A 23317-nucleotide genomic window follows, 5' to 3' on the forward strand; every position below is an offset into this window, starting at 1 on the left:
ATGGCGCAGCACATGCAACAGCAGATCCTGGCCGCCTGGCGGGTGGATCTTGTGCTCGCGGCCACCCTGGCTGGAGACAGCGTGCGCGTCGAAGGTCGCAACGCATACCCGGTAAGTGCCCTGCCAGCCATTGATATCAGCGCGGCAGACGAAGGCATCGAACCCATCACAGGCGGGCACGGTGGCTTGGCCACGCTGCACCGCGAATTCCTGGTCGATGTCATCAGCATTGCCACCGGCGACCTGGCACGCGAACAGGCCATGGAGCTGCATGCGCAGATCGAAGAGCGCATGGGGCCTGCTGCCAACGGCGTGCTGCCCGGCCTGCTGATCGCGCCGCCGCGCCTGCGCGGCATCCGGGGGCAGTGGGACGACGCCGCTACCCAGCCCATCTACATCGTGCGCGGCATGTGGCTGTGCCGATACCTCACCGCCGAGGGCGCCCCGCGCGGCCCGGCATCCCATCCCTGAAAGGAAACGACCATGGCAGTCCAAAACGTTCGTACCTCGGCCGGCAGCAAGCTGCTGATCTGCGCCGCCCGGCCAGCATCCTACGATGCGGCCGGCTTCCAGGCCCTGGCCTTCAAAGAGATCGCTGAGATCACCGACCTGGCCGAACTGGGCCGGGAATACAACCAGGCCACGCATTCGCCCCTGGCAACCCGCCGCATCGTCAAGCGCAAAGGCAGCTTCAACGATGGCAGTCTGTCCGTGCCCATGGCCCGCGACATGAACGACGAGGGCCAGGTGCTGCTGAAGGCCGCCTCCATGTCCGACGACAGCTACAGCTACTGCATCCGCCTGCAGGACGGTTCGAGCCACTACTTCACGGCGCAGTGCATGAGCTTCAAGCTCAACGTGGGCAGTGTCGATTCCATCACGGCGCACACGGCGCAGCTGGAAATCGACAACGACATCATCGAAGTCCCGGCCATCTCGTTCACCCTGGCCTACACGGCCGGTACCAACGGCTCCATCGTCGGGGTCGCAAGCCAGACCGTGCTCCAGGGAGCCACAGGCAAGCCCGTGTTCGCGCAGGCTGCGGCCGGCTTCGACTTCGAGAAGTGGAGCGACAACAGCACGGAAAACCCGCGCTCCGATGCCAACGTGCTCGCCAACGTGGCGGTGCAGGCCAGCTTCATCCCCGAGTAATTCGCCGCCGCCATGCCCGGCTGCGGCCGGGTGGCATGCCCCTCTGTCTTTCATTCATCGCCACCACCATGCTCAAACTTTCCCAACTCCGCGTTGCCGATACCGCTGCCCTGCACCTGAAGGATGCCACCGGCGAACTCCTGTACTTCAAGGACCCCACCAAAGGCGCTGGTGCGGTGGAGCAGCCCGTGCTGATCCATGTGTACGGCCCCGGTTCGGAGCCCTACCGCAAGGCCCAACTGGGCGCGCAGCGCCGTGTCATGGCGCTGGTCAAGAAGAACCGCCGCGCGCTGGAAGAGCGCACGCCCGAGGAGCGCACTGCCGACACAGCCGCGCTGCTGGCGGACATCACGCATTCCGTCGAAGGCCTGGATCTGGAGGGCCGCCCCGTGCGCGAAGGGATGCAGGCCCTGTACGCGGACCCTGCTGCCGGCTGGGTGGCTGACCAGGTCAACGCCTTTGCGGCGGACTGGGCAAATTTTTCCAAGAGTGCGCCGAAGGACTGAGCCTCTACGTGCGCACATGGGCGTGGCTCAACGCCCCGCTCAAGCCCAAGAACGGAAAAAAGACCCAGCCGCAAGATGATGAACCCAGGATCACACGCATCGAGGAATTCAAGGCAGAAGGCCGTGAGCCCGACATGCCCGACCCTGGCCCGGCCGGCTATCTCCTCGAAGTGTTCTTCGACCTGGGGCCATCGCTGCAGTCGCCCATGGGCGAAACGCCCATCGGTTACGAGCAGCTGGTGGCATGGCAGTCCATTCATGGGGTGCAGCTCACGCCCTGGGAGGGTAAAACGCTTTGCGACCTGTCCATCGCGTGGCTGGTCGCCAAGGACGCAGCCAAGGACCCTGGCGCCACTCGGCCCGGCAGTGTCGATGAATCGCCCGAACAAGCCGAGGAGCGGCGCGAGCGCGTCTCCAACGGCCTGGGCGACATGCTGCGCTCGTTCCGGCGCGCGCCGAAGTGACCTGCAGGGGGCTGCATGATCGGCTCCAGCAACATCAACTACCTGCGGTTCCTGATCACGGGCGACAGCTCGCAGCTGCAGGCCGAGGTGGAGAAGTCCAAGCGCACCGTCACGGGCATGGTCGATGGCATGGCCGGCTCGCTGGGGCGCCTGGGCACGCTGCTCGGTGGCGTGTTTGCCGGCGTGTCCGTCACGGCGTTCGTCGGCAAGCTGGTATCGGTGCAGCGCGAATTCGACGTACTCAACAGCTCGCTGGTCACGGTCACGGGCAGCGCCCAGGCCGCTGGCCGCGAGATGGCCTGGATCAAGACCTTTGCCAAGGACACGCCCTATGGGCTGGCCCAGGCCACCGAGGCATTCGTGAAGATGAAGGCCTTGGGCCTTGATCCCACTCAGGCCAAGCTCACCAGCTTCGGCAATACGGCGGCCGGCATGGGCAAGAGCCTCATGCAGATGATCGAGGCCGTGGCGGATGCGGCCACGGGCGAATTCGAGCGCCTCAAGGAATTCGGCATCAAGGCGTCCAAGCAGGGCGACATGGTGGCGTTCACGTTCCAGGGTGTCACCACCCGCGTGAAGAATTCGGCCAAGGACATCACCGACTATCTGGAGAACATCGGCAACACCGCCTTCGGCGGCGCCATGGAGCAGCGTGCCAAGACCCTGGATGGCGCCATTGCCGCCTTGGGTGACTCCTGGGACGAACTGTTCCGCACCATCAACGAGAGCACGGGTTTTTCGGAGAAGGCAGCCGGCGGCGTGCGCCTGGTCACGGATGCCATTTACGGGCTGGGCAAGATGGTCGAGAACCACCAGGGTGTGGTGATGACCTTCCTGGGTGCTGCTGGCGGCGCGGCCGCAGCGGCGGGCCTGGTGGCCGTGGGCGGGGCCATCGGCGTGGTCAAGGGGGCCATCGTCACGCTGGCGGCTGTGCTGGCCGCTAATCCCGTGACGCTTGCGCTGCTGGGTGTTGGCGTGGTGGCTGGTGCCGGCGTGGCGGCGGTCAGCATGTACGCCAAGACGGCTGCAGGCATCGAGGACGCGATTGCCACCTTGCGCGTCGAGAACGAGCGTTCCGAGGCCGCCATGGCGCGCGCCGTGGCGGGGGGCCGCACGGCTGGCGCGGACAACATCGCCAAGACCATCGAGGCACGCAAGGACCAGATAGCCAAGCTGCGGGCCGAGCTGGACATGCTCAACGCCAGCAGCAAGGGCGCTGGCGGTGGGCGTGGCTCCGTCAATCCGCCCACCGCTGCAGAGGCTGCCGCGAAGAAGGCCCAGGAAGATGCTGACGCTGAGCAGGCTCTGCTGGAGATCCGCCAGAAGCTCTACGGCGTCAACAAGGACTACCTGCCGCAGCTGCAAAAGCTCAACGAGCTGCGCCAGGCCGGCCGCATCACAGAGGCTGCCTATGTCGAGCTGGTCAGCAAGCTGGCCAAGGAAAATTACAAGGAAGATGAGTCGGCCAAGGCCCGTGCTAGCTCGGCCAAGCAGCTGCACACGGCCTATGGCAACCTGGTCGATTCCATCGAGGAAAAGATTGCCTCCCAGCGCCTGGAGATCTCCGGCGGGGAGAAGCTGGGCGAGGCCGACAAGCTGCGCATCAAGTACTCGCAGGACCTGCTGGGCTCGCTCAAGGGGCTCAATGCCGGCGAGCGCGCCAACATCGAAGCCAAGCTCAAGACACTCAAGACGCTGGAGAAGGAAAACGAGGCCAGGCAGAAGGCCCTGAAGCTGGCCGAGGAGGAACGCAAGTACCGCCAGGAGTGGATGACCACACAGGGCAAGACAGTCGAGGAGCTGACGGCCAGCAACCAGGCGCTGCGCGATGAGATCGAGCTGATCGGCCTGAGCGCCGAGCAGCAGCGCGTGGTCATCGAGCAGCGACAGATGGCCATCATCCTGAGCAAGGAGCAGCAGCTGGCCGAGATAGAGCGCGCCGCCGCGCTCACCGGCACCATGACCATGGAGCACGCGCTGCTCCAGCAGGAGATCGAGCTGCTGCGCGAGCGCCTGGGCCTGACCTCGGTGAAGGCCTCGCGCGAAGCGTCTGCCGAGGCTGCCAAGGCCAGCACCTCGGAGTGGCAGAAGGGTGTGGACCAGATCGGCCAGAGCCTGGCCGACCAGCTGATGCAAGGCGGGCTCTCGTTCGGCCAGTACCTCAAGAATCTTGCGCGCACGCTCATTTTCAAGCCGCTGATCCAGGCCACGGTTCAGATTGCTGGCGGTGCCCTGGGCAGTTTGTTTGGTGCGCCTGCAGCGGCTGGCCAGAGCGGCGGTGCTGGCATGGGCATGCTCAACAACCTTGGCACGCTGGGTGCAGGTGCCCAGGCAATGTGGGGCTTTATGCCTGGTGCCTCGGCTGCCAGCCTTGCTGGTGCCAATGCCGTGGGCCTGGCCGGTGGCGATGCCCTTGGCGCCCTGATCGCGGGGAATGGCGGCTGGGCCGGTGTCGGCAGTAGCTTTGGCTCGTTGATGAGCGGTCTGGGGGCTGCCATGCCCTGGATTGCGGGTGCCATCGCCATTTTCTCGCTGCTCAAGGGTGGCCTGTTTGGTTCGCGCGGTGCCAACCACGTTGGCGCGGCCTACAGCACCACGGGCGCGGGCAATGACAAGGCAGCCGAGATGCTGTTCGATCGTGCTGGCGGTGACTGGTATGACGATCTGACCAAGCGCCACAGCGCCGATCTTGAGTTGCAACTGGGCACCACCGTTGATTCGCTGTCCGATGTCTATAAGCGTCTCGCGCGCTATGCCGGTGACAGTGCCAAGCAGATCGATATCGTCGCGGGCTTCGCATCCAATCCGAAGTACGGCGACGAGGATTCCTACGGCTATTTCAAGCTGATCGACAAGGTGACCGGCGAGGTCTTGAGCAGCTACACCAAGCGCGATGGCGCGCTTGGTACGGACCCCACCAAGGCCTATGCCCAGTTCATTGCCGACATGGGCGGATCGCTGATCGAGCAGCTGAAAAAGGCTGATATCCCCAGCTGGATGCGCAATGTCTTCGATGACATGGGCGAAGACATCACGCTGGAGAGCTTCAACGCTGCAATGCAGACCGTGGAACTGACGGGCGCCGCCATCGAGGGCTGGACCCGCAATATCACCAACTTCGGCAAGCTGGGCGACGAAGCCATTGCCAAGCTCATCAAGAGCGCGGGTGGCATCCAGGACCTGATCACCGGCATGGATGCGTTCTACACCAGCTTCTATTCCGAGCGGGAGCGTGTCGAGAACGCGGCCAAGGCGGTGGACAAGGCGCTGAAGGATCTCAAGATCGACATCGATCCACGCATGGGCCAGGACGCCAAGGCCAAGTTTCGCAAGCTCATCGAGGACGCCATGGCGGCCGGTGACGTGGAACTGCTGGCCAAGCTCATCCCGCTGGCCAAGGAATTCGGCGCCGTGGCCGATGCCGCCGGCCAGGTGTTGGACACGCTCAAAAACGACCGCCGGCAGCTGGAAGCCGAATACCTACGCGCCACGGGCCAGACCGACAAATACCGCGAGGCCCTGCGCAAGCTGGCCACCGAGGGCATGACCGAAGCCGAGCGCGCTGCCTGGGACTACAACCAGGCGTTGCGCGAGGAAATTGCGCGCCTGGACCAGCGCACGGACCTGGAGCGCAAGCTGCTGGAACTGCAGGGCAACACGGCCGAGCTGCGCCGCCGCGAGCTGGCTGCCCTGGACCCGAGCAATCGCGCCCTGCAGGAACGCATCTGGGCTATCGAGGACGAGAAGGCCGCCCAGGCCGCCGCATATGACCTGTTCCGCCGCGCAGTGGACCGAGACCGCGAAGCACTGCAGCAGCGCGTTTCTGTGGTGCAGGAGACCATCAATGCCATTGCCTCATCGGTGGGCGTGCTCAAGAGCGCAGCCGAGGATCTTTACGGCACCGTCGATTCCACGGAGCTGCTCGCTGCCGCCCGGGGCATGGTCTACATCGAGCAGGCTCTGGATGGCGTGAGGTCGGGGCGCAAGCTTTCCGAATACACCGACATTGGCGGGGCCGTGCAGGCAACCCGGGCCGGTCTCGCATCCGGTGTCTACGCCACCGACTTCGAGCGCCGCCGCGATGCCCTGGTGTGGGCGGGCAAGTTCTCTGAGCTGGGGGCGCTCGGCGAGTCACAGCTGAGCATCGAGGAGCGATCTCTCAAGGCCCTGCAGGCGCAGATTGAGGGATTGGACACGCTGAACAAGCGTGCAGAAGAACTCGTGAACGGCACGGTTGAGCTTACTGAAACAGTGCAGGCATATTTTGAACGCCTGATTTCTGAGCTGTTTAAAACTGATGATCCAACGAAGCCAGGGGGCGGCAAGGGGGGTGCAGCCGGTCCTAGTTGGGGGAGCGGTGGAGGCGGGATTTCGACCGTCGATTCAAAATATAAAAAGCCTACTGCGATACTTTCAGGTGGCGCGGTTATCTACGAGCACGCAAATTCCGAGCAAGAGAAAAAGTTGGATGGCTTGTCCGGACTCTTCCACTCCTATGACGGAACTGGTGACTTTGTAGGCCTGGCCAATGCTATCCGTAACGCGGGCGGCACGGCAAGCGACCTTGCTTATCTTTACGGTTTCTCTGAGAACGATGTTGTTGCAGCGCTGGATAGAAATGGAATCCCTCGCTTTGCCGATGGTGGATTGCATTCTGGGGGATTGCGCCTGGTTGGTGAGCGTGGTTGGGAAATTGAGGCGTCTGGGCCGGCAAGATACTGGAATCAGGAGCAGCTTGGAAGGGCGATTGCTGGTAATTCAGGTGGCCCAGATTATAAGGTATTGGCTGCGTCCATTGACAGGCTGGAGCGGCGGCTGGAGAGACTTGAAATGCAAATGGCGAAGACGGCTAACAACACTGCCAGATTGCCTGAGCTTGCGCAGCAGTTTGATACCGTGACGGGTGGGGGTCAGATCATGCGTACTGGTGGTGGGGTCCGCGCATGAACATTCTTTTGCCCAAAACAATCACACCTGGCATGTTTGGCGCTGGGACGACGATTCCCGAGGTTGACTCTGCTATCGGTGAAGTTGCGTGGATTTCAGGGGCTGATTATGTGGTAAAGGATCGTAGGGTCTGGAAGGGCTATACGTATGAATGCGTGCAGGCCATCACAGGTTCTCCCATAAATTCAGTGGAGCCTAGTAGTGCCACGGCGGCAGGTTACTGGGAGAAGGATGAGAATGCGCCCAGTAACCGCATGGCTCCATTCGATAAATATCTATTCACGCGGGCAAAGCGAAAAGGTTCATTTACTTACGTTCTGAAACCCGGATTTATCAACGGCGTCGCTATTTATGGAATCGAAGCTGATTTTCTTCGAATGAATGTGCGAGCTGCAGGCGTGGACCTAATGCCGCCGATAGAGATTGATTTATGGCAGCAGGCATTCGGAGAGTGGGAATATCTTTTTGGTGAGTTGCAGCGAGGAACCTACTACACCTTAAAGAACCTTCCAATTCACCCGGATATAGAAGTGGAGATTACCGTAGGACGCAATGATCCTAATGTAGAGGCGGCTGTTGGATATATCAGTGTTGGAAACTGGAAACGGCTTCTATTTCCAGGGGTGGATAAAATGGGGGCCGCTCTATACGGTGTGGAAGCTAGTACTAGAGATTATTCTTATGTTGAAGATAAAAAAGATGGAACCTATTTAGAGGTGCCAGGTAGATTAGCTACGAACTTTAATCTATCTTGTGTGATTGATGCAGTTCAGGCGCCCGAAGCTAAATCATTGTTGGATCAGATTCTGGGAAAAGCAGTTGCGGTTGAAGTGAGTGATTTGCCCCGTTATGGGCATCTTGCGACAGTGGGGAAAGTGACGGGGACAGTTCGTTCCACTGAATGGAATGAGGCGCAGGTTGATTTGCAGATAAAGGGGAATGTGTGAACGAAATTTATATACCTGATATTCCGGCAGCACCGGCTGTTCCGCCATATCCCGCGCTGGGGGCGCCAAATTTCAATCAGATGGCATACGCAGTAGGTGTCGGTATGCCTGGCGTCGTCTCAGGAATCAACGCCATTGCCGCGGCAGCTCGCGAATGCGCTCTGGCGTCGCGTGCATATGCACTGTCGGGGGACGGTTCCCGGCAGCAGGCTGAGACAGCTGCAGCCACGGCGACAACGAAAGCGGGCGAGGCACATGGCAGCGCTTTGGCAGCGTCGGGCTCAGCGTCTGCAGCATCCGGCTCAGCCGCCGCAGCAGCTGGAAGCGCGAACGCTGCCGCGACACAAGCAGGTATCGCCGCTACGCAAGCGGGACTGTCGAACTCCGCTCGTGTTGCATCTGAGTCCGCACGAGATGCGAGCGTTGTTGCCCGCGACGCATCCAAGGCCTACCGCGACCAAGCTGAAGTATTCGCGTCTGCTCAGCTAAAGGGCAGCAGCACAACCAGCGTCACACCTGGCGCCGGCGCGAAGACCTTCGGCATGGAACCATCGCGCTCGTTTGTGGCGGGCATGTACCTTGTGGCCACGTCCGCAAGCGACCCTGGTACACGGATGAGCGGCTACGTCCAGAGCTACAACCCAGGCACCGGCGCTCTAGTCATTGGAGTTGACACGTTCGCGGGGACTGCAGCAAAAGCGGACTGGGTGATCGGGGTGGCTGCGCCAGGTGCTTCAGCCTGGATGACAACGCAAGTCATCACTGCATCTGCGGTCGCTGTGCCGGGGGTGTTCTACGTTCTGGCGGCTGCCGGAATCACGCTGACGGTGCCAATCAATTTCGCTGCAGGCCAGGCCTTTGGTTTTGGGATGTCGCGCGGCATCTGGGCCGCAAACATCGACTGGCAGTCAAACAAGCTCAAGGGCCGCAGTCCTGGCGTGATGCAACTGCTGTCCCAAAACGATTCAGCGGTATGCCGCTGGGTCAATGCAACGGATGGATTTATGGAGGCAGCATGAGCTTTTATTCGGATTACTTTGGCGGTGGTGGCGGGGGAAAACTGCGCTACCAAGAGTTCTTGGCGTCTGGGACGTTTACCCCTCCTGCCGCACTTTTGGCGAGTGGCGGCCAGGGCTGGGTCTTGCTGGTCGGTGGTGGTGGCGGTGGCGGTTGCTCGCGGGGCGGCGGCGGCGGTGGTGGTGGTGTCTTGACATTGCCGATGACGTTTACCGGGCCTGTTGCAGTCACTATCGGTGCGGGTGGTGCTGGCGGGACTGCATCGGGGTTTGGTAACGGCACTGCGGGTGGCGCCACATCTGTTGGATCTGTGTCTGTCCCAGGTGGTGGGTATGGCGCTGGCGGTTTGACTGGATACCAGCGAGGTGGCAACGGGGGGGCAGGCGGCGGTGGCAGCGGGGCAAGTACAGGAGGCGGTGGTGGTGGAGCCGGCGGCTCCGGCAACAACAGTGTCAGTGGAGGAGCCAGCTCGGCACGTGGTGGTGAGGGCATCTGGGGCGGTGGTGGTGGCGCCGGGGGCTCTGGCAGTGGTGGCGTTGGTGGTTTGGGCATCAACGGCTATGGCGGGGGGGGAGGAGGTGGTGGGGATTCGGCCACCAACGGTCCTGGACTGGGTATGTCTGGCGGCGGTAGTGGCGGCGTGGAAGGCAACCCTGGTGCGCCTGGTAGCGCTGGTGCGGCAAATCGTGGCGGCGGCGGAGGTGGTGGCGCTTACAACGCCATTGGCGGCGCCGGTGGCTCTGGCTTTGTAAGGATCTGGTGGTACGAATGATCAAAAACTACGCACTCATCAAAAGCGGCTGTGTCGAGCAAGTCATCGTTGCTGACGCAGATTTTGCGAACGCGGTCCGCGCACAGTGGGACCACGTAGAGCCGGCGCCCGAAGGTGTCGGGATTGGCTGGTCATGGGATGGCCAGGCATTCGCCGCGCCTGCTGTGCCTGACCCTGGGCTGCAGCCTACGCCCGTGCGCCACATCAGCGTGGGAGCATTTTTTGACAGGTTCGGCTCCGGTAAATGGCAGATCCTGGCCGATGGAAGTGACCAATGCAAGGCGGTGATCCAGGACGCGAGCGTGCGCAAGTACATCGACCTGGACAACGCTGATCTTCCGGCAGGGCTGGCCATCCTGCAGGCTGCAGGTCATGCGATTGACCCGGCCGCCATCCTTGACGCCCCGATCCAGCCGAGCGAACTGCCCTGAGGTGCCTATGCAAGACGACTACGGCAACGCTATCAGCGTGAACACAGCGCGCACCATCAATGCGCGGCTAGACGAGGGTGACGCTCGCATGACGCGCATCGAAGCGGATCTGCGTGCAAACACAGAGGCCACTGAAAAAGTGCGTGTGAATACGGCTGAAATGGTGGAGTTTTTTGCGGCGGCACAAGGGGCCTTCAAAGTGCTCAACTGGATCGGCAAGGCGGCAAAACCCATCACCTACATCGTGATGCTGGGCACGGCCGGCATCGCGTTCTGGAAAGCTTTGATGGTCGGCGGAGGTGGGCGATGAAAGAGGCCCTGCGCAATCGACTGCTGGCTACGGCCGCCGGCCTGGCTGTCACTGCGGCCGGCGGCTACGTCGCCACGAATGAGGCCGGGCCAAGTCCTGCTGTGAGGCTGGCCCGCGAGATCGGGCTGCACTACGAAAGTAGCGGCCGGCACATCGGCACGCCGTACATTGACCACTTGGGCAGAGGGCAGCCGCTGACCGTCTGCGCGGGCGTGACAGGCCCCGAGGTGATCGCTGGGCGCTATTACTCGCCCGAGGATTGCGAGCGCCTGGAGCGTCCCAAATATCGCGAGGCTGAGCGCCTGGCGCGGCGCGCGCTGCGGCACTGGGACAGCTACAACGTGTGGGTGCAGGCCAGCTTTATCGACATGGCCTACAACGTGCCCTCGGCGCTGGAGCCCAGCACCACGGTCATGCGACTGGCAAACGCTGGGCGGCTGGATGCTGCATGCCAGCAGATGCCGCAGTGGGTCTACGGCACAGTCAACGGTCTGCCGGCGCGGCTGCCAGGCCTGGTTGATCGCCGCGATACCACGCGCGAACTGTGCGCACAGTGGGGCAGGGATGGGCATTTCAGCGCGGCGCTGGTCGCGGCAAAGGCAGCGCCATGATCGCCGGCCTCAAGGCCTATGCGTGGCAAGCGCTGGCCCTTCTGCTGGCGGCGTTGCTCGCATGGCAGGCCCTGGGCCGGCTGGCTGCCGAGCGCGATGCGGCCCAGGCCCGTGCCGAGCTGGCCAGCGACCGTGAGAAGGCTGCCACCGCAGCGCTGCAGGCATCAGAGCGATACCGAAAACTGGAGGAAAAGCACCGTGACGACCTACGCAACATCGACGGCCAAGCCCAGCGGGATCTGGCGCGCTCCGCAGCTGACGCTGATGCTGCCCGCGCTGCTGCTGGCCGGCTGCGCGGCGACCTCGCCGACTTCATCGCCGCCCACCGTGCCCCCGCCCAGGCTCGCGCCGCTGCCGGACAGTGCACGCCAGACACCGCAGCCCTCGATCTGCTCGCCGAGCTGCAGCGCCGCGCTGACGAGCGAGCGGGAGAGCTGGCGCGCATTGCTGACGACGCCCGAGGCCGGGGCGGGGCCTGTGAGCGGGCATACGATGTCGGCGGCGAAATGATCCAGGCAGCGCAGTAGGGCGTTAGCGGCTGATGGCTACGCCGCTGCCGGTGCGCTGATGCCTCGCTTGCAATTGGCTCTGCGACAAGTCGGCGGGGCGCCTTTATGGGTGGCCAACTGATGCACTTGCCAACATCGGCGTGGCGTTCATACGCACCATCCAAACATTGGGGAAAAATTTGTTTGAACAGATGACCATGTAACATTGCGCATCCAAGGAGTGAGGCATGCGCAGATGGTCAAAGGATTAGAGCACCCCATGAAGGTTGATGCTCCTCCGTTGTTAGAGGCGGGCATTCATCATGTCACAAGTCACAAACTGAAACAGATTGCTGTTGATGCGTTCCCCGCTGACATGCGGAGGGCAGAGCTGTTTGGTAAGTTCTTGGCTTGGAGAGAACTTCTTAGAGCCGCAGGCCTGCAAGGCGTGGCTTGGCTCGATGGATCATTTTTGACCAGCAAATACTGCCCTGATGATATTGATTTGATCTTGTGGTTTCCATGTCCCAGTCGGACTTTGACGAATGCCGATCAGATGGCTTTAAAAGGGTTGCTCGACAAGGCTTGTTGCAGAGCAACCTTCGATATTGATCTTTATCTTGAGGCTCCAGATGCTGATGAAAAATTGCATCGGGAAGCATACTGGAAGGGACTATTTGGTTTTTGCCATGATGGCAGAACGGCTAAAGGCGTCGCGGAGGTGGTGATATGAATCTCCTGAGAATGAAGGAGCACGCCGAGAAGTTGCATCTGTTTGCGCAGGAGACGGAGTCGCGTGCACGTGAAAATCCAGAGGATTTCGTGCTGCAGCTTGTGGCCAAAAATCAGAGGGATGCCTCTCATGAGGCGGATGAAAAATATCTTCTCGCGGTTGGCCAGCAAAGTGCACAGTCGTTGGAGTGGAGATTAATTGGAGCGCGCATGGAGAGCGGGAGCGTGCCGCTTGGATTATTGACAAAGCTGTCTGATTCAATAAATAAACTATTGCTCAAGGCGGCATATTTTTCGAGAAACAAAGAGGATGCCCAAAGGGGCGTCGGAGATCAGTTTGCACAAGAGTTGAATTTGAAGTTGGCTGGTTTGTCGAAAGGCTCGGCACGCCTATTTATTGTAGGTAATACACTGCCAGATGCCACAGGCTCTGCCCCTCTCCCGGAAGCTATCACTCATGTGATGAACGCACTCGGTTCCGGCGAACTTGCGACATCTTTCTATGATTCCCTTGGAGATTTGGGTGAGCAAGCGGCCAGCGCCTTGCATGACGCCCTAAAAGCGATGGAGCAGGAAGAATGCTCAGTTGAGGTCACTTGGCGTTCCAGCGGTGAGGCAAGGATGCAGTCACTTCGATTTGACCAGATTGTCCGCATGCGCGCGATGCTTGAAGGCTCTAGCGGGGTAGACGTTATTGATGATGAGGTAAGCGGTCTTGTTGGGCTCTTGGCATCATCTGGTCGCATTCAAGTTGTTGAATCCAGCGGGCAAAAAACGAATGTAAGATTTAAGCCGAAAAGCCAGGGCCAGCGTGTTGCTCAACTGCGACTAGGGCAAGCAGTCGCATTGAAGACTCGGGCAAAGATATATAGAGATCCGTTAACCGGAGAAGAGACTAGACTGCACAGGCTCGCGGATAGCAGCGATTAGAGCAACTGGCTGTTGTCGAGCGCTACTAGGTCCGCGAAGACGTTGACCTTAAGGGCGTGGGCCAAGGATGCCGGATGCATCGCATGACTCGCAATCAATGGGCTGTTGGGCTGCTAAGACTGGCAGCATCCCCCCACTTTTGGCACCTCTGGCAGATTTCCAAATGTGTCCGCACGCAGGGCATTGGACTACTGCGCTCAGTAGCGCTCCCCTGCTTGGAGGCCTTGGGGACTTCGTGATCTCTCGGCTGTGGATTTGCTCGTACTCGTATTCTCCGACCACGCGAAATATCAATTCCTCACTCATAAATACCCCTAAAGTAAGTTGGTGTTTCTATGATATAGATGAGTGCTGCAATTGACAGTGCCGTTTCTCCTCTGGACAGCGCTACATAGCCCATTCCAGCATTTCGGCCGCCGTGTCTCGCGACCCGTCGAATGCCTCGATACCGCGCTCATCATCCCAGGCCCGACCGTCCCAACGCCGATCGGCTGGAAATGGCAGGTGGCCGTAGCCCACGACGCAGGTGTACCGGCCCTCGACGCCGTGGGTGTGCCGCGTTCCAGGTGAACCCATCAGCCACGGCGCTGCTGACGCCGCGCTAATGCGGGATGCTTGGCCGAAGGTCTCGCACTGACTGACGTTTGTTCCTGCTGCGCCTGCGGCAATGGACTGCTCACGGCCAGAAGCGGTCTGCGGCGGCAGGAGAAAGCGTACGCTCAACGTGTGAGTTCAGCAGGCGCCAAAGGCGATCCGCTGCAACGACGGGTTAGATGGCACGTTTTAACCACCTGCCTCGCCACGCTGTGTCAGCCGTTCTGCAAGAGCCGACGGATGAACGCGATACCGCCCTTCCGAGATTCTTTGAGTGAAGTGCGTATAGGTCGGGCTATGAGGAGCCCCAGTTGTGATCTCTGAATTCGAGAGGAGGACGCCAGTCGTTGCTTCGTTGACGTCGGAGAAATGGCGGATAAGTTCCTGACGTGTGACAATAAGCCCATGTCCGATTTCACCATCCAACATTGCGTCTAATAGGCGTTCGCGGAGCGTCATTTAAGTGTCCTTTCTATATTGAAAAGCACGGCGGCATACATCCTGCAGGATGAACTGGACCGAGCAGGGTATTTTAGACACGATTTCCTTTTGAAAGCGGCTTACAGGCTGGGTCTGCAAGCGTAGGGCTGTGGAAAAATGCAGGTGTAAAGACTCCTGCAAACCCCGCAAGCTTCAGCTGAGCAAACTATAGCCTGCGAACGTGCAAAGGCAGGGAAGACAGCGCTCAAGTTTGGGCTGCAAGCAGAATAAATGACCGGACTGTATAGTTACGCTCAACGTCGCCTTCGGGCGGTCTGCGACAGTCGAGCCGCTTGCCGAGATCGACCGCCGCGAAGGCTACGGGGTGCGGCTTCCGGCCGCGCTGGTGGCGCGCACGGAGCCGCTGACGCCGCGCTGGTGCGAGATGATTGGCCGAAGTTGTTACGTAGAAATACCGTACTTTTTCGATTGTGTAGTAATGGGATTTTATTGCTCGGGTTTGATTTTAGCCTGCATGGCAGCTTGAAGCGTATCTTTAAGATAGCCTTCGTGCCAATGCCCTTCTTCCAGAATGAATTGCTCTTTACCTGATCCGCCTTTCATTGCAACAACTGCCATTGCAACCCAGTGATCTCTATCACCTGAATTATCTTCCCCTTGTAGAATTTTGAAGGCCTCAAAGAATTCCCGTGCGTGTGGAATGAACGCGCCTAGAATCGCACTGAGTTCGGAAAGCTTGAGGATTTCGAAGGCTCTGCACGTGGACAAGAGTTGATTGGTGGTAAATGTTTGCATGATTGTATTTCCAGCATCCCTGGAGTAATTCTCAATTTCGATTGCTAGTTCTGATGTCTCAAGAAATTGCTCCAGCGCAACTGAGTTTATCGTTACTTGGAGGTTGCTGCTCGCAAGACTCTTACCCACCTCTGATCGAAGGGTGGAAGTTTTCTCCCTTAGGCTTGAGAACTGCTCATCTGATAGCTCAAGCAGCCCTGCTATTCGCGTCATTTGGCGCATGAACTGCTCGGGAATATCAGATTTATTTTTGTACTGAAGTGCGTGTGAGATAGAGGCCCACGCATGCTGCAATACGGTACGTACCTGAATTTCAGCCCGCAAGTCCCTGTAGTCGCGCCACTCTGGCAGATTATTGCGATTGTCTCCTAATTGGCAAATTAGATGAACAGAGATATATCCGAATTGATCGGATCGGAGTTCATCTCGTTTATCCCCAGACCTCTTGTCGTCGACATTGAACTCTTCTCGTATTAATTTTGCGAGATGGTGAACGTCCTCTTGGTAATAAAGGATTACCCGTAAACCACATAGGTCGGTAATATCTTCAAGCGGATTTTGATAGGTCTTGCCTGGTCTAGAAACTTTCTCGGAAAATGACTCAAGCGTCTTCGCTCGCGATTCAATAGTGTGAACTTCTATTTTATTCGCTTTGGCTAGATAATGCAGTAAATCCTGTAGTCGCGTAGCCAGAATTTCATAAGATGGCCTCTGTATTCTATATTGATCAATAAAATCCATGTTTTCTAATAAAATATAAAACGGAAGTTATACGTTGTCATCCATCTTCCGTTTTATTAATGGATTGACCGGAAACACAATGTTTCTATGTGTAATTTGATTCTGCATTGTATGCAGTTTGCAGTTGCCAATCAATACTTTCCGACCCAGTCCAGAGCATCAGCCGCAGTAGGGTGCGGCCCGTCGAATGCCTTGATGCCTCGCTCGTCATCCCACAGTGCGCCGGTCCATCGCCGCGCGGCGGGGAATGGCAGGCAGCCATAGTCCACGACGGCCGCATATCAGCCCGGCGCCGTGGGCGCGCCTTCCCAGATGAGCGAATTCACCCCGCTCAGCCAGCTGGCTGTTCCAGCTGAATTGCTCTTTTTCCGCACCAATGCCAAAAGGTGTTGCGCCCATACCTGTATCTCTGGCACTCGAAAGTGATGCGGACGTGACCCACAAGGAGCGTGTTGATGTCACAAGTTATGAGTTCGGTCTGTAGTGGACCTGCAGAGGGAAGAGACCGCATCGCAGCCGACATTTCCTCGCCAGCCACCTTGCTGATGACGCCACCCTCAATCTGGTTTTGCATGGCGAACTCTCAGAAAGGGGCAGGGGACTGGTGCACGGATACAGGCCCGATGCCGCTGTAGACAACCTCTCCGTCGCTGTCGACCACACGAAACCAGTCTGCGTGCAGTTGCTCGATGCGGTAGTTCTCGGGCTTGCCTGGCACGACCTTGACCTCTGGTCGCCCGAACCAGCGGGGCATTGTGATCAAGGTGGGAAATTCTTCGTACGTGAGCAATGTGTTCAGCGCCGGCCCTGCTGCCTGAGATTTGCGCGCCAGTCCCAAGGCGCTACGGGGTCGGAGTCTGCCCACAGGCCCGCGCGCTTGGCCTTGGCCTCCGTCTCCGCGAATTCGTACTGCCCGCGCTCCTGCGGTGACTGCTCGCTGGAGTAGTAGCGATACCACCATGCCATACCCTGCGTGACCATCGCCAGCCCGGTGTCGAGAGTGCGCGGGCCACTAGGTGCAGATGCTGGAGCGACCCAGACCGAGCAGACGTGCCTTTGGTAGCGGTCAATCTTGTTGCACCTCAGCTCGGCCTGCTTCTGGAACGTGAAGTCGCTCAGGGCCTGCTTCGCACGGGCGCCGTAGGGTTGCCGGCTCTCGGGGGCATCGATGGCGCCAAGGCGGATCTTGACCTGTTTGTATGGATGCTCTGTGCTTTCGGTCGGGCACCGAGCGGTGAGGGTGTCGCCATCGCTGATGCCGACAACGAGGCAGAGGAGGGTGGCTGCGAGCATGCCGCAGTGTAGCGAGCCCGGAACGCAAAAAATCCCCCTCGGCAGCCATGATGGCGCCGAGGGGGGCTTTGCGTTTTCGAGCTTCCGGTTAGAAGGCCCAGAATTTTGTTAGAAGAAAGGGGTTAGCCCTTTCGAGCTAACCCCTTGATTCATTGGTCGGAGCGGCGGGATTCGAACTCGCGACCCTCTGCTCCCAAAGCAGATGCGCTACCAGGCTGCGCTACGCTCCGACTAAAACGCTATTGTAGCGTCAAAAAAATGGGTATTTTCGCAATGTGCGAATTTTCTGTTCAACGCGATCCAGGGCCGGGGCCACGGTTGGCCAGGTGGCGGAAGGTGATGCGGCCCTTGGTGAGGTCGTAGGGCGACATCTCCAGCGATACCTTGTCGCCAGCCAGGATGCGGATATGGTGCTTGCGCATCTTGCCGCCGGTGTAGGCGATCAGCTGGTGTCCGTTTTCCAGCGTCACACGAAAGCGAGAGTCAGGCAGGACTTCCGTGACGGAGCCTTGCATTTCAATCAGTTCTTCTTTGGCCATGTGTTCAATCTCTTAGGTCTGGGTCGGTTGCGGCACTCATTTGTCGGAACCACGAAAACCTTGCCTGGCCCACAGAACATGGGGTACGTGGTCAGGCTGAAAAGGCTGTGGATGTTCTGCGCAAAAGGCGCAGACCGGACAGAGGACCAGGTCACAACGGTGTCGCAAAGACGAAGCCCGGCAACACCTAAACTTCCTGATTCTACAGTGTTGTATTCGTCGCCGTGCGGGCGGTGTTCAAAGCGGCCATCGTACGCAAAACACAGGTCGGATTCGTGCTGGGACGGCGAGGCTTTTGTCATCCGCGTGTGATGAGATGGCCTCGAAAAACGTGCGCGAGGCTTTGGGGCGGTCCGGCCAGGGTTGAAGGCCGCGGTGGCCGAGGAGGGGCGATGGTCGCGGGTTGGCTAGAATCCGCCCTCAGCTTCTATTACTTTTATAGCAAAACCTCGATGTCTGATCGACTTGCCGTTCTCTCCCAGTATCTTTTGCCCAAGCAGGCGCTGACTGCCGTCATGGGGCGCCTGGCCCAGGCGCGTGCGGGTGACCTGACCACGGCAGTCATCCGTCGCTTCATTGCACGCTATGGCGTGAACATGTCGGAGGCGGCCGATTCCGATCCTGCGGCCTATGCCAGCTTCAACGAGTTCTTCACGCGGGCGCTCAAGCCCGGTGTGCGGCCGCTGGCTTCGGCTGACTGGGTCTGTCCGGTGGATGGCGCCATCAGCCAGATCGGCGCCATCGAGGGCGAGCAGATCTTCCAGGCCAAGGGGCACAGCTACAGCGCCACGGCGCTGGTCGGCGGCGATACACAGCTGGCGCGGCAGTTCGACAACGGGCATTTCGCCACCATTTACCTGAGCCCGCGCGACTACCACCGCATCCACATGCCCTGTGCCGGCCGGTTGCGTCGGATGATTTATGTGCCCGGCGAACTGTTCTCGGTCAACCCGGTCACGGCGCGCGGCGTGCCGGGCCTGTTTGCACGCAACGAGCGCGTGGTCTGCGTCTTCGATACGGACCACGGTCCCATGGTGCTGGTGCTGGTGGGGGCCACCATCGTGGGCAGCATGGGAACGGTGTGGCACGGCATCGTCAATCCGCCGCGGCCCGGCCGCATCCAGGACTGGCGCTACGACGACCAGTCCATCGTCCTGGGCCAGGGCGAGGAAATGGGGCGCTTCCAGCTGGGCTCCACCGTCGTCATGCTGTTTCCCGCATCGGCAGGGCTGCGCTTCAACGCGCAGTGGACGCATGCCGCGCCCGTGCGCCTGGGCCAGAAGATGGCCGGGCGCGGCGAGGCCTGAGTCTCGAAGGGTCGTCGATGAAAAACCGGGCCCAGGCCCGGTTTTCTGTCAAAGAATCCAGCTCAGGGCTTCAGGGCGCCGCTGTGTGGTGAACATCGAGGGTGCGATGCTCAGCCGCTCTGGCCTGACGGGGTCTTCATGGCCGACCAGATAGACCATCAGTTCACGGCGGCGCAGTATGACGTGGCTGACCTTCTCGGCCTTCCCGTTCTGTGTGACCTGCGTGCCCGGGCGGAACAGCGGCATCTGGAAGGTGAAGCTGCGCGGATCGGCCGGTGGCGCGACGGCAGTGCTGGGAGGGGCTTCTAGAGTGGCAACCATAGGCTTGATGTGCATGAGTGGACGCTGCCCACCTTATCGGCACTGCCGCGCCGAACTGTAGGGTCGCCGGGCGGCGACCACCAAGCTCAGGCGTCCGGATGGGAAACGCCGAGGATGGCGTGCAGCCGTGCGCTGGTCGTCGTGTACTGCAGCAGCGGTTTCTCGCCCTGCAGGTACTCGGCGGCGGCAAAGGCCGCCATGGTGGCTTCATGGAAGCCGCACAGGATCAGCTTGTGCTTGCCCGGGTAGCTGACGATGTCGCCAATCGCATAGATGCCGGGCGCATCGGTGGCCTGGGTTGCAGGGTTCACCAGCAGCTGCTTGCGCTCCATGGCCAGGCCCCATTCGGCGACCGGGCCCAGGCGGGGGGAGATGCCCAGGCAGACGACCAGTTGCTGCGCCGCCAGTTCATGCTCCTGCCCTTCGCCATCCATCCACTGCACGGCACGCAGCAGGCCTGAGTCGGCATGCAGTTGCGTGATCTGGCCGATCACCACGCGGATGGCGCCGCTGTCGCGCAGCTCCTGCAGGCGCTCCAGCAACGGCGCCGAAGCCTGGAAGGCGTCGCGGCGGTAGAGCAGGCAGGTGGTCTGGGCCTTGTCGGCGCAGGCAATGGCCGCGGCCACGGCCTCTTCGTCGCCACCGTGGACGATGGCGGTCTGGCCGCGCACCATGTCCAGATCGGCGGGATGGTAGTGGAGCTGGCCTGCAGCCAGCCGCTCCACGCCGGGCACCTTCAGCGCCTTGGGCACAAAGGCGCCCACGCCAGCCGCAATGAAGACGCTGCGCGCATGCAGTTCAAGGCCTTGCGAGGTCTGCGCCAGCCAGCGGCCATCGTCCAGGCGCTGCAGCTGGGCGACCTGCTGGGAAAGGTGCAGTTGCGCGTCCATGGGCGCGACCTGCCGCTGCAGCAACTGGACCAGTTCATGGCCCGTGCACACTGGAATGCCGGGAATGTCGTAGATGGGCTTGTCGCCGTACAGCTGCGCGCACTGCCCGCCCACATGGGGCAGGGCATCGACGACATGGCAGCGGATGCCTTGCAGCCCCAGCTGGAACACCTGGAACAGGCCCGCCGGGCCTGCGCCTATGACGAGGGCATCGGTCTGGATCGGTTGCGCGCCGGAGGTGTCTTGCATGGGCTGCGCGGCTTCAGCGTTCGAGCTGGTCCAGCTTGCCGGGCTTGCCGTTCCAGTCGTCGGCGTCGGGCAGCGAGGCCTTGCGCTTGGTGATGCTCTTCCAGCCCTTTTCCAGCGACAGCTCGGCATTGAGCTTGATGAAGGCGAGCTGGTCGGCGGGGACGTCTTCCTCGGCAAAGATGGCATTGGCCGGGCATTCGGGAATGCACACGGCGCAATCGATGCACTCGTCAGGATCGATCACGAGGAAGTTGGGGCCTTCGCGGAAGCAGTCCACGGGGCAGACATCCACACAATCTGTGTATTTGCACTTGATGCAGTTTTCGGTGACGACGTGAGTCATGGGAGTCTTTTATTTGCGGTGTGAATGTCGGTATCAACCCGGGATTCTAGAATTTTTCGGAACACGGTCCTGCACATGCAAGAGATTCTGGCGCGGACTGCTGCGGTTTTCTGAAAGCCCACGAGCCGGCATGTGCCGGCTCGCGAAGCGGGACTGTCCAGTTGCTCAATCCAGCAGTGCAGCGCCTGCGGTAGCGTGGCTGGCCGTGTCCACAAGGATCAGCGCACCCAGCTGGCGGGCCTGGGCGAAGGGCGCTGCGGGAATGCTTTCCTGCAGCAGCAGCTCCACGCGGCCGATGGCGTTGGGCTCCAGCTGGGTGGCCTCTTCCTGGGCCAGCGTGTGGATGTTCAGGCGGTGCACCACGCGGCGGGCCTTGGCCTTGATCCAGCGGTGGCCGTGCAGCGCCAGGTAGGTGCGGCCGGGGACCAGCGGCTGCTCGTCCATCCAGGCCACGGTGGCGGTCAGCTCGCGCTGGCTGGGCCATGCCGGCTGTGTCCCGGGGGCATCGAAGTCGTCGTCCGCCACTGCTGCCGCAGCCACCGGGGCGGCGACGATCCAGTCGCCGCGCGAGACATCGACCTCGCGGTCCAGCGTGATGCCGGCCGACAGGCCCGCGTCGATGGAGCCGGGAACGCGGGCATGGTCCAGCACCTGGGCAATCACGGCTTGCTGGCCGCTGGGCAGGATCTGCACGGCGTCGCCCACGCGTGCGCGGCCTGCGGCCACGCGGCCCCAGAACACGCGGCGGCCCTGGCTGGTATCGGCCGAGGACGAGAATTTCTCCACCCACTGCACGGGGAAGGCCAGCGCCAGGCCGGTGTCGGTCGGCGTGTTGGGCAACTGCTCCAGCAGTTGCAGCATGCTGGGACCGTCGTAGCCGGCCCAGCCGGGCTCGGCGTTGACCACGTTGAAGCCCTTGAGGGCCGAGACGGGCACGGTGGCCGCGGAGGCGATGCCGGCCTCGGCCGTGAAGCGCTGCAGCGCGCCACGGATGTGGACGAAGGCCAGTTGCGGGTCTTCGACGGCGTCGAGCTTGTTGACGGCAAACACCAGCGAGTGCACGCGCAGCAGGTGGGCCAGCAGGCTGTGGCGGCGCGTCTGCGGCAGCAGGGTGAGCTGCGGGCTCTTCCAGTCGAGCTTGGTGGCATCGACCAGCACCACGGCGGCGTCGGCGCTGCTGGCGGCGGTGACCATGTTGCGCGTGTACTGCTCATGGCCCGGCGCGTCGCCGATGATGAACTTGCGGCTTTCGGTGGCGAAGTAGCGGTAGGCCACGTCGATGGTGATGCCCTGCTCGCGCTCGGCCGACAGGCCGTCGGTCAGCAGCGCCAGGTCGGTCTCGCCGCTCTTGGTGACGCCGGCGAGCTGGTCCTGGAGCACGGCACGCGTGTCCACCAGCAGGCGGCCGATCAGCGTGCTCTTGCCGTCGTCGACGGAGCCGCAGGTGATGAAGCGCAGGGCCGAGGCGTTGGAGGCCTCGGTGGCGGGGGAATCCGCAACGGCTGCGCCGGCGGCAATGCTTGCGGTGGTCATCAGAAATATCCGTCCTTCTTGCGCTTTTCCATGGAGGCTTCGCTGGTCTTGTCGTCCATGCGCGTGGCGCCGCGCTCGCTGACATCGGCGGCCAGGGTTTCGAGCACGATGTCGGCCGCCGTGGCGGCATCGCTTTCCACGGGGCAGGTGCAGGTGATGTCGCCCACGGTGCGAAAGCGCACGTCGCGCACCACGACTTCCTCGCCGTCGCGCGGCGGTGTGAGTTCGGTCACGGGCACCAGCAGGCCGCGGCGTTCCACCACTTCGCGCTTGTGCGTGTAGTAGATGCTGGGCAGGGCGATCTGCTCGCGCTCGATGTATTGCCACACGTCGAGTTCGGTCCAGTTGCTGATGGGGAACACGCGGAAGTGCTCGCCGGGGGCCAGACGCGTGTTGAACAGCGTCCACAGTTCGGGGCGCTGTGCCTTGGGCTGCCATTGGCCGAAGCTGTCGCGGTGGCTGAAGATGCGTTCCTTGGCGCGGGCCTTTTCCTCGTCGCGGCGCGCGCCGCCGATCAGGGCGTCGAAGCGGAATTCATCGATGGCCTCCAGCAGCGTCACCGACTGGTGGACGTTGCGGCTTTCGCCCGGATGGGCCAGGCGCACGGTGCCGCGTGCCATGGAGTCCTCGACGCTGCGCACGATGAGTTCGGCGCCGAGCTCCTTGGCGCGCAGGTCGCGGAAATCGGTCACTTCCGGGAAGTTGTGGCCGGTGTCGATCATCAGCAACGGGTAGGGGATGCGGCCCTTGCCGAAGGCCTTTTCGGCGCAGCGCAGCATGACCAGCGAGTCCTTGCCGCCCGAAAACAGCAGGGCGGGGCGCTCGAAGGCGGCGGCCACTTCGCGCAGCACGAAGATGGTTTCCTCTTCAAGGGCGTCGAGGTGGCGGTTGCTGAGATGGCTCAGCACGGAGGTGTCCACACGGGCGTTCATTTCTTGGTTTCCAATCAAATCGGTGTCAAACG

At 61.2% G+C, this 23317-nt stretch carries 24 protein-coding genes and 1 tRNA gene; 15 read left to right on the plus strand and 10 right to left on the minus strand.

The window, feature by feature from the left end; genetic code table 11:
* The first annotated feature begins 12 nt into the window (after window positions 1–12).
* The 14 genes from ACF8O7_RS27665 to ACF8O7_RS27730 all read left to right on the plus strand — a co-directional run bounded on the left by ACF8O7_RS27665 (window position 13) and on the right by ACF8O7_RS27730 (window position 13307).
* Window positions 13–471, plus strand: coding sequence for a hypothetical protein (locus ACF8O7_RS27665; protein WP_392445062.1), 459 nt, complete (start codon window positions 13–15; stop codon window positions 469–471).
* A gap of 12 nt (window positions 472–483) precedes the next feature.
* Entirely contained in the window at window positions 484–1152 is a 669-nt protein-coding gene (locus ACF8O7_RS27670) for a hypothetical protein (protein WP_349614562.1), read from the plus strand.
* Window positions 1153–1220: 68 nt separating this feature from the next.
* Window positions 1221–1658 carry a hypothetical protein gene (locus tag ACF8O7_RS27675; protein ID WP_250134236.1) on the plus strand — a complete coding sequence of 146 codons (438 nt, stop codon included), beginning with the start codon at window positions 1221–1223 and terminating at the stop codon, window positions 1656–1658.
* A gap of 8 nt (window positions 1659–1666) precedes the next feature.
* Window positions 1667–2122, plus strand: a complete 456-nt coding sequence (locus tag ACF8O7_RS27680; protein ID WP_349614561.1) for a hypothetical protein — start codon at window positions 1667–1669, stop codon at window positions 2120–2122.
* Between the two features lie 15 nt (window positions 2123–2137).
* Complete coding sequence (locus ACF8O7_RS27685) at window positions 2138–7069, plus strand: tape measure protein (RefSeq protein WP_392445066.1); 4932 nt, start codon at window positions 2138–2140, stop codon at window positions 7067–7069.
* Window positions 7066–8016 (plus strand): hypothetical protein, encoded by a 951-nt coding sequence (locus ACF8O7_RS27690; RefSeq protein WP_392445068.1) that lies wholly within the window; start codon window positions 7066–7068, stop codon window positions 8014–8016. Before ACF8O7_RS27685 ends, ACF8O7_RS27690 begins: the two co-directional genes overlap by 4 nt.
* The gene (locus tag ACF8O7_RS27695) at window positions 8013–9035 is read left to right on the plus strand and encodes a hypothetical protein (protein WP_392445071.1); all 1023 of its coding nucleotides are present in this window, start codon (window positions 8013–8015) and stop codon (window positions 9033–9035) included. The genes ACF8O7_RS27690 and ACF8O7_RS27695 overlap by 4 nt, the downstream gene beginning before the upstream one ends.
* Window positions 9032–9805: a glycine-rich domain-containing protein gene (locus ACF8O7_RS27700; RefSeq protein WP_392445073.1), complete on the plus strand. Its 774-nt coding sequence runs from the start codon at window positions 9032–9034 to the stop codon at window positions 9803–9805. The genes ACF8O7_RS27695 and ACF8O7_RS27700 overlap by 4 nt, the downstream gene beginning before the upstream one ends.
* Window positions 9802–10236, plus strand: a complete 435-nt coding sequence (locus tag ACF8O7_RS27705) for a hypothetical protein (protein WP_349614555.1) — start codon at window positions 9802–9804, stop codon at window positions 10234–10236. The genes ACF8O7_RS27700 and ACF8O7_RS27705 overlap by 4 nt, the downstream gene beginning before the upstream one ends.
* A gap of 7 nt (window positions 10237–10243) precedes the next feature.
* Window positions 10244–10546 (plus strand): hypothetical protein, encoded by a 303-nt coding sequence (locus ACF8O7_RS27710; protein ID WP_349614554.1) that lies wholly within the window; start codon window positions 10244–10246, stop codon window positions 10544–10546.
* Window positions 10543–11157, plus strand: coding sequence for a glycoside hydrolase family protein (locus tag ACF8O7_RS27715; RefSeq protein WP_349614553.1), 615 nt, complete (start codon window positions 10543–10545; stop codon window positions 11155–11157). Before ACF8O7_RS27710 ends, ACF8O7_RS27715 begins: the two co-directional genes overlap by 4 nt.
* The gene (locus ACF8O7_RS27720; RefSeq protein ID WP_349614552.1) at window positions 11154–11684 is read left to right on the plus strand and encodes a DUF2514 family protein; all 531 of its coding nucleotides are present in this window, start codon (window positions 11154–11156) and stop codon (window positions 11682–11684) included. Before ACF8O7_RS27715 ends, ACF8O7_RS27720 begins: the two co-directional genes overlap by 4 nt.
* A 241-nt stretch (window positions 11685–11925) precedes the next feature.
* The gene (locus ACF8O7_RS27725) at window positions 11926–12378 is read left to right on the plus strand and encodes a DUF6932 family protein (protein ID WP_349614551.1); all 453 of its coding nucleotides are present in this window, start codon (window positions 11926–11928) and stop codon (window positions 12376–12378) included.
* Window positions 12375–13307 carry a hypothetical protein gene (locus tag ACF8O7_RS27730; RefSeq protein WP_349614550.1) on the plus strand — a complete coding sequence of 311 codons (933 nt, stop codon included), beginning with the start codon at window positions 12375–12377 and terminating at the stop codon, window positions 13305–13307. The genes ACF8O7_RS27725 and ACF8O7_RS27730 overlap by 4 nt, the downstream gene beginning before the upstream one ends.
* A 1521-nt stretch (window positions 13308–14828) precedes the next feature.
* Here the strand turns inward: ACF8O7_RS27730 and ACF8O7_RS27735 are convergent.
* The 5 genes from ACF8O7_RS27735 to infA form a co-directional block, all read right to left on the minus strand.
* Window positions 14829–15878 (minus strand): hypothetical protein, encoded by a 1050-nt coding sequence (locus tag ACF8O7_RS27735; protein WP_349614548.1) that lies wholly within the window; start codon window positions 15876–15878, stop codon window positions 14829–14831.
* A gap of 583 nt (window positions 15879–16461) precedes the next feature.
* Entirely contained in the window at window positions 16462–16641 is a 180-nt protein-coding gene (locus ACF8O7_RS27740; RefSeq protein ID WP_392445118.1) for a hypothetical protein, read from the minus strand.
* A gap of 32 nt (window positions 16642–16673) precedes the next feature.
* Window positions 16674–17171 carry a thermonuclease family protein gene (locus ACF8O7_RS27745; RefSeq protein ID WP_349614546.1) on the minus strand — a complete coding sequence of 166 codons (498 nt, stop codon included), beginning with the start codon at window positions 17169–17171 and terminating at the stop codon, window positions 16674–16676.
* 153 nt (window positions 17172–17324) lie between these two features.
* A tRNA-Pro gene (locus ACF8O7_RS27750) sits at window positions 17325–17401 on the minus strand.
* 60 nt (window positions 17402–17461) lie between these two features.
* Window positions 17462–17710: a translation initiation factor IF-1 gene (gene infA, locus ACF8O7_RS27755; RefSeq protein WP_012206460.1), complete on the minus strand. Its 249-nt coding sequence runs from the start codon at window positions 17708–17710 to the stop codon at window positions 17462–17464.
* 452 nt (window positions 17711–18162) lie between these two features.
* On the opposite strand from infA, the gene asd reads away from it, so the two are divergent.
* Window positions 18163–19017 (plus strand): archaetidylserine decarboxylase, encoded by an 855-nt coding sequence (asd, locus tag ACF8O7_RS27760; protein WP_126312027.1) that lies wholly within the window; start codon window positions 18163–18165, stop codon window positions 19015–19017.
* 48 nt (window positions 19018–19065) lie between these two features.
* Here the strand turns inward: asd and ACF8O7_RS27765 are convergent, their stop codons facing one another.
* The 5 genes from ACF8O7_RS27765 to cysD form a co-directional block, all read right to left on the minus strand.
* Window positions 19066–19338: a hypothetical protein gene (locus ACF8O7_RS27765; RefSeq protein WP_227468472.1), complete on the minus strand. Its 273-nt coding sequence runs from the start codon at window positions 19336–19338 to the stop codon at window positions 19066–19068.
* Window positions 19339–19424: 86 nt separating this feature from the next.
* On the minus strand, window positions 19425–20477 hold the full coding sequence (locus ACF8O7_RS27770) for an NAD(P)/FAD-dependent oxidoreductase (RefSeq protein ID WP_126312028.1): 1053 nt from the start codon (window positions 20475–20477) through the stop codon (window positions 19425–19427).
* 13 nt (window positions 20478–20490) lie between these two features.
* Window positions 20491–20820: a ferredoxin FdxA gene (gene fdxA / locus ACF8O7_RS27775; RefSeq protein WP_012206456.1), complete on the minus strand. Its 330-nt coding sequence runs from the start codon at window positions 20818–20820 to the stop codon at window positions 20491–20493.
* Between the two features lie 165 nt (window positions 20821–20985).
* On the minus strand, window positions 20986–22353 hold the full coding sequence (locus tag ACF8O7_RS27780; protein WP_126312029.1) for a sulfate adenylyltransferase subunit 1: 1368 nt from the start codon (window positions 22351–22353) through the stop codon (window positions 20986–20988).
* On the minus strand, window positions 22353–23285 hold the full coding sequence (gene cysD, locus ACF8O7_RS27785; protein WP_016448348.1) for a sulfate adenylyltransferase subunit CysD: 933 nt from the start codon (window positions 23283–23285) through the stop codon (window positions 22353–22355). Before cysD ends, ACF8O7_RS27780 begins: the two co-directional genes overlap by 1 nt.
* Between the last annotated feature and the right edge of the window lie 32 nt (window positions 23286–23317).

Source organism: Delftia sp. WSY_16 (assembly GCF_043104415.1).
Lineage (GTDB): Bacteria > Pseudomonadota > Gammaproteobacteria > Burkholderiales > Burkholderiaceae_C > Comamonas > Comamonas tsuruhatensis.